Annotated in this window: 8 protein-coding genes; 7 read left to right on the top strand and 1 reads right to left on the bottom strand. The window is 41.1% G+C overall.

The features are described 5' to 3' along the window. From AACZ88_RS15635 to AACZ88_RS15605, 7 genes are all read left to right on the top strand, one after another. Window positions 1–758, top strand: a 758-nt coding sequence (locus AACZ88_RS15635; RefSeq protein ID WP_339712016.1) for a hypothetical protein, incomplete at its 5' end; no start/stop codon positions are given. A 3-nt stretch (window positions 759–761) separates the two neighbouring features. Next, window positions 762–1613: a hypothetical protein gene (locus tag AACZ88_RS15630; RefSeq protein WP_339712014.1), complete on the top strand. Its 852-nt coding sequence runs from the start codon at window positions 762–764 to the stop codon at window positions 1611–1613. Continuing rightward, complete coding sequence (locus AACZ88_RS15625) at window positions 1571–2764, top strand: gliding motility-associated C-terminal domain-containing protein (protein WP_339712012.1); 1194 nt, start codon at window positions 1571–1573, stop codon at window positions 2762–2764. Before AACZ88_RS15630 ends, AACZ88_RS15625 begins: the two co-directional genes overlap by 43 nt. Window positions 2765–3027: 263 nt before the next feature. Further along, window positions 3028–3489: a GNAT family N-acetyltransferase gene (locus AACZ88_RS15620; protein WP_339712010.1), complete on the top strand. Its 462-nt coding sequence runs from the start codon at window positions 3028–3030 to the stop codon at window positions 3487–3489. 3 nt (window positions 3490–3492) lie between these two features. Continuing rightward, on the top strand, window positions 3493–4230 hold the full coding sequence (locus AACZ88_RS15615) for a M15 family metallopeptidase (RefSeq protein ID WP_339712008.1): 738 nt from the start codon (window positions 3493–3495) through the stop codon (window positions 4228–4230). A 41-nt stretch (window positions 4231–4271) separates the two neighbouring features. Then, window positions 4272–5036 (top strand): M48 family metalloprotease, encoded by a 765-nt coding sequence (locus AACZ88_RS15610; RefSeq protein WP_339712006.1) that lies wholly within the window; start codon window positions 4272–4274, stop codon window positions 5034–5036. A gap of 202 nt (window positions 5037–5238) precedes the next feature. After that, a complete protein-coding gene (locus tag AACZ88_RS15605) occupies window positions 5239–5406 on the top strand; it encodes a DUF6747 family protein (protein ID WP_339712004.1) in 168 nt (55 codons plus the stop codon). Window positions 5407–5516: 110 nt separating this feature from the next. Here AACZ88_RS15605 and AACZ88_RS15600 read toward each other — a convergent pair whose 3' ends face one another. After that, entirely contained in the window at window positions 5517–5912 is a 396-nt protein-coding gene (locus AACZ88_RS15600) for an ankyrin repeat domain-containing protein (protein WP_339712002.1), read from the bottom strand. Window positions 5913–6000 lie beyond the last annotated feature (88 nt).

Here is a 6000-nt window from a genome sequence, read left to right as displayed (position 1 = left end):
CACTCGGAACTTCCGATGTCGCTTTCCCGACACAGAACGCCGTAAAGACCTATGTGGACACCCAGATTGCAGCCAGTCCCGATGATGATACCACATACACCGCAGGCACCGGTCTTGACCTTACTGGCACCGAATTCTCGGTAGATAATTCAGAAATTGCCCCCGATTGGTCTAACATCACCAATATACCATCGAATTTGGATACTGATAACACCAACGAATTTCAGACGCTTTCAATTTCCGGCAGCGACTTGACAATTTCCGATGGAAATACGGTGAATCTTTCCATTGTGGGAGGCAACTTGACAAATCTGACCCAAAATGACGCCACAGGGGTTATCAGTTACGTCAATGAGGCAAGCACGACCCAAACAGCGGAGGTTATTTCTTCCGATACCGATAACTCAATCAGTGCCGGTACTGATGGCGGCGCCTTTTACAATAGTATGGTTAAGGCGATAGGTAAAATTTCCGCTGTCGGTGTTGCTTTAAAGGCAACAGCGGGAGTTACAGTAACAAAACAGTTAGGATTCGGACATTACAGAGTAAATCTTCCTGTAGGGATGGTCTCCGATGCCAATTATATTATTCAATTGAGCCAGCCCGGACGGGATGGTGTTGGAAATGACGACCCTGGTATTTCCTATAGCAATCAATCAACCGACGGTTTTGACGTCATTATAGGGGACAATGACAATGGAGGAACCGCAAGAGCACGATTCGATTCAGAATTCATGTTCGTTCTTTTAGATCTTTAAATTATGAAAAAACTAGTATTTAAACTTTTATTGATGGCGCCTCTTGTTGGCTGTTTTGGTCAAATAGATGCGAATCTTCTATTGGGTCTTACCCGTGCAACTACCCTCGAAATGAATGCCATAACAGGTTCTATCGAAGGAAGTTTACTTTATAATACCGATGAGGCCAGAATGTATATTTTTGATACGTCCAATTGGGAAGAAATTCCCTTTTCAATTGACCTTCCCACTATTTCCGGCACCCAAGGGTCTATCTTCTTTGCGGATTCCAGTGGTGACCTTTCCGAAAATAATAATCAACTATTTTGGGATGCCACCAACAACAGGTTGGGAATAGGAACCAACACACCATCATATACATTAGAGGTCACGGGCGCCATGCGAGCACCTTCGATCACCAGTGATGATGGAACCGCACTTGCACCAGCCTATAATTTCAACAGTGATACGAACACGGGTGTGTACCTATCTGCCACAAATCAACTATCGTTCTCCACAGGGGGTATAGACGCCTTGACTTTAAATGCCGACCAAAATATGGGCGTAGGTACTGCAAGTCCGAATTCTCGACTGGAGACTGGAGGCTCCTTTGCAACTGCAATAGATGCCGTAAGTGGCAACATAACCCTAGATGAAACGCATCATACCATAATTAACGACGGATATGATGTAATTACTTTACCTGCGGCCAGCACCTGCAAGGGGCGCATGTATATCATAAAGAATACTTCAGCCGCTGGCTCCACAGTGATTAGTGCATTCAAGACACTTTTGAATATTGACGGAACGCTTATTCTTCCGCAGACGGTCTTATGGATTCAGAGCGATGGAACGGACTGGCAACAGATACAATAGGAATGAAAATAATTTTAAACATTGTATCGCTATTCTTCTGTGTATGTGGATTTTCCCAAACAAACTTCCACAATACCGGAAACCTAAAGATCTTTGAAGAAGGAGCAATGGGTTTTCACACACATCTCAGAAACGATGGTTTATTCGATGATAATAAGGGACTTGTAGGTTTCTATAGTGACGACCCGATTACCGTTTCCGGTGCATTATCCCCAACTTTTTATGATATGGAAATAATGACCGATACTTACGTAAGTTTAGAAACCACCGTTAATGTGGTTCACAATGCCAACTTTATATCAGGTGATTTTTTCACTCCTCGCGAAACATCTTGGATACACCTCAACTTTCAGTCAAATGCATTTTATACAGGTGAAAGTGACATGACCAAGGTCAATGGCTTTTCAGCAGCTACTCAAATGCAGAATGTCACTTTCCCAGTAGGCGACGCTTTAAAATTACGCCCCCTAATATTGCACTCCCAAGAAGTAAACCAGACGACCAAATGTGCTTACTTTTTTGAAGACCCTAATAATTCTTCAACTTATAACCGCTCTTTTGATACGGAAAGTCGAATGCTCAACATTGAGGCTATTAGCAGTAGGGAGTTTTGGCGGCTCGAGGGTACCGTCACCGCTACCTTGCAAATCAGTTGGGACGAACGCAGCGAAATAGAAAAACTTACCGACGATGTTGAAAAAATAATCCCTGTAGGCTGGAATAAATCCGAGGCTCGATGGGAAAGTTTGGCCAGCTTCGCTGCAGTCGGAACCCTCGAACAAGGTTTTGTATCATCTAAGCCTTTTATCCCTAACGATTACGAAATAATAAGTTTCGGTGCATTAGGCAACCCATGGCATTTTCTCACCCCAGATAACTACTTGGTTACGGCAAACGGAGATGGCAAGAACGACGCGCTCGAAATTGAGGAACTTGAGCTTTCGCCAAACAATCATATGCAGATTTACGACCGCTTTGGTCTAAAGGTGTTCGAAATGCCCAATTATACTAATGAATTTAGGGGGTATTCGAATTTGAATAATTTTGTTGTCGATCGCGAAAAGGCTCTACCAGTAGGGGTCTATTTCTATATTGTAACCCTAAAAGATTATGACAGGGACTTCCAAGGTTTTTTCTATTTAGCGCATTGACATGTCTTAAACCCTGTTCGATAAATTTCAATTTTACAAAATCAATCACGGAGGAATTTCATTTCACGACATCGCATTCAACGAGTTAAAATAAAAACATCAAGGGTGCTTGTATATTTCGTTAAATGAGTCAAGATTGGAGCAGGAACGCGAAACCATGAAGAATATATCCTCTTAATTTCTACTACACTGAAATTAATAAAAATCTCTATTTTTAGTAGGGCTAAGAACCCAATAACCTTGCTTGATAAGCAACAATTGCCATGAACAACTATACATTACGACCAATTACCGCAGAAGAAGCATATACCGTGCGTCTTCGAGAACTTCGAAAAGGCGGGACCTTGGAAGATTGCCGTTTCGATGGTGATCACCTGAAAACTACGGTACATCTAGGCGGCTTTCATAATCATACGCTGGTCGCCGTTGGCTCATTTCTTAAGAACGACCACACTCTGCATTCCTTGACCAATGCCTACCAACTGCGGGGCATGGCGGTTTTAGAGAAATACTGGAAAAAAGGGTTCGGCCAACAGTTACTCTTCTTTGGCGAGCAATTGTTCTCCGAGAAAAATATAGATTTCATATGGATGAATGCCCGCAAAAATGCCTTTGGTTTTTATGAAAAGCTGGGATATTCAAGAATTGGCAGTATTTTTGAAGTAGCTGACATTGGAACACATCAAGTTTTGTTCAAGAAAATAAATCAACACCCTAAATTGTAACAGATGCAACGCAGATCTTTTCTCGAAAAAAGTATTTTTACCGGTTTGGCCCTTACAGTCTTGCCCAATGTATCATTTTCACAAAATCGAGAGTGGGAATACTCTATCTTAGAGCTAATGGGAAAAGCCGATATCGAACTCTTTGGTAAAGGTATCAATCTTAGGGAGGCCGCTCATGATGCTTTTTTAAAAATGAAGAAAGCAGCCTATAGTGACGGTATCGACATTAAGATCGTATCGAGTTATAGGAGTTTTGACAGGCAGGCGGCTATCTTTGAACGTAAATATATTTCTTATACAGACAAGGGCATGGAACCGTTGGCGGCCATTGACAAGATTATTGAATATTCTACGATTCCCGGTACCAGCAGACATCATTGGGGTACTGATATTGATATAATAGATGGGTATCGTAAAGTGGAGGGCGACGTATTGGTACCTTCTAAGTTCGAGGCCGGTGGCCCTTTCGAAGATTTTAAAAAATGGATGGATGAAAATTCCAAAAAATTCGATTTCTATCTCGTATATACCGATGAACCCAAAAGAAAAGGGTTTAAATATGAGCCGTGGCACTACAGCTATGCACCCCTTTCTATACCCATGCTAACAGAATTCAGAGGTAAAAATATTCCCCTATTGCTTAAGGAAGAAGATTTTTATGGTATTGAACATTTTACTACGGGTTTTATCAAAGATTACATCCGCAATAATATACTGGATATAAACACCGAACTTTTATAGGCTTTTCGTATCTTGAAATAGCATACTAAAGCACCTTAGACATGAGAGGAGGCAATTGGAAAATACGTATTTTAATAGGATTGGCGATTGTTGCATTTGCCTTTATTCAACGCTGTAACAACAAAGAGACAAACCCATACACGGGAAGAACCCAAACCATCAATATGTCAGCTGAACAGGAGATAGCCATTGGCCTACAGAGCTCTCCCGAAATTGCCCAAGAATATGGTGGACTTTATCCTGACCAAGCACTTCAAGACCAAGTTGATCGCATAGGAAACAAATTGGTACAAAGTAGTGTGGCTAGTGAAACACCCTATAAATACGAGTTTCATTTATTGGCCGATGATGAGACCATAAATGCCTTTGCGCTTCCCGGTGGCCCCGTTTTCATTACTTATGCCCTATTTAAACAATTGAACGAAGCACAATTGGCGGGCGTTCTCGGCCATGAAATTGGCCATGTAATCGGTAGACACTCCGCAGAGCGTATCGCCGAGAGTAGTTTTTGGAAAACCATATCGATGGGAGCCTCGGTAGGTGCCGATGCCGGTGGTATTGTGGGCAGTATCGGCCAGAACACCTTATTAAAAAATGGAAGGGGAGATGAACTGGAAAGTGATGAGCTAGGGGTTCAATTTATGCTGCAATCAGGCTACGACCCCAATGAAATGATCAAAGTAATGGAAATCTTGAAGGCTGCCGCTGGTCCGAATCGAGCGCCAGAATTTCAAAGTACGCACCCAGACCCGGAAAATCGAATAGAAAAAATTAGGGAGGCTATAGAAAAGTATAAAAATCAATAGTTTATATGACACTTTTATCCGATAAAAGGCATGGACAGGGGAGCTCGATATCGTTTTAGTATTTCTTCCCGATGTTCTACCGTTAATTTCGTTGAACAACCTTCTGTTTTATCATTATTTATTTACTTTTACAGCTCCCAATAATCTTTATCACCTCAGATTTAACCCTTATAGCTTTAATTAATCATTTAAATAAAACTATATGGGAACGCTAGTACATTTTAAAAACCTCTACACAGAGGCCTTCGAGAATTGTAAACCAGCCATTGCGGTTGTAATCTTAAAGGTTTATTCCGTTTTTTGTGCCTTAATGTTGATGATGGCAGTTTATGCGCTAACAGAAAGGGCCTTAAACGGATTCGAATTTTAACGCTTTGACATTCGCTCTTTTACTTGAACACTATTTGAAGTGAATATTTAATAAAAAAACCTGAGGGCAATGCCTTCAGGTTTTTCTTTTGATTGATGATTATTACGAATTTAAATACCCATAGCTGCTTCTATGACCGCGAGGGCATCGGCTGCATTTGATAGTTCGGCATACTTTTTAACGGTATACCCTTTGTCACTTCTTATTTTGAGGTTAGCCCCATTGGCAATCAACAATTCAAGAATTTCTGCCTTGTTGTAACGTGCCGCAAATATGGCCGGGGTCATTCCCAATGATTTCTGATTTACATTTTCACCGAGTTCGATCATACGCTTTACAACGTCGTAGTCGCCTTCCATAATAGCTTTACAAAAAGAAGTAACCTCTAGCTTCTTAATTGGTGTTGAAACAACTTCACTGTTGTTTTTGTCGATTGTACTTTCTGCTTTTACGACAGTAGCCGTCAATAAACAGCAAGCGATAACTGTAAAAACTGTTTTTTTCATGATGAATGAATTTTGATTGATGAATAAAATATGATTGTTTATAAATAGACTTTTAGGCTTTGGTTTTGTTACGTCATGCATCCGCAAA

This window comes from uncultured Kriegella sp., assembly GCF_963975415.1.
Classification (GTDB): Bacteria; Bacteroidota; Bacteroidia; order Flavobacteriales; family Flavobacteriaceae; genus Kriegella.
The sequence above is the reverse complement of the archived record's forward strand: the minus strand, read 5'-3'. Positions and strand labels throughout refer to the sequence as shown.

What these genes read in the sequence shown, in the direction of transcription:
- AACZ88_RS15610 (WP_339712006.1), top strand. Translation starts at nt 4,272, where the DNA reads ATGAGAGGAGGCAATTGGAAAATACGTATTTTAATAGGATTGGCGATT.
- AACZ88_RS15605 (WP_339712004.1), top strand. Translation starts at nt 5,239, where the DNA reads ATGGGAACGCTAGTACATTTTAAAAACCTCTACACAGAGGCCTTCGAG.
- AACZ88_RS15620 (WP_339712010.1), top strand. Translation starts at nt 3,028, where the DNA reads ATGAACAACTATACATTACGACCAATTACCGCAGAAGAAGCATATACC.
- AACZ88_RS15625 (WP_339712012.1), top strand. Translation starts at nt 1,571, where the DNA reads ATGGATTCAGAGCGATGGAACGGACTGGCAACAGATACAATAGGAATG.
- AACZ88_RS15615 (WP_339712008.1), top strand. Translation starts at nt 3,493, where the DNA reads ATGCAACGCAGATCTTTTCTCGAAAAAAGTATTTTTACCGGTTTGGCC.
- AACZ88_RS15600 (WP_339712002.1), bottom strand. Translation starts at nt 5,912, where the DNA reads ATGAAAAAAACAGTTTTTACAGTTATCGCTTGCTGTTTATTGACGGCT.
- AACZ88_RS15630 (WP_339712014.1), top strand. Translation starts at nt 762, where the DNA reads ATGAAAAAACTAGTATTTAAACTTTTATTGATGGCGCCTCTTGTTGGC.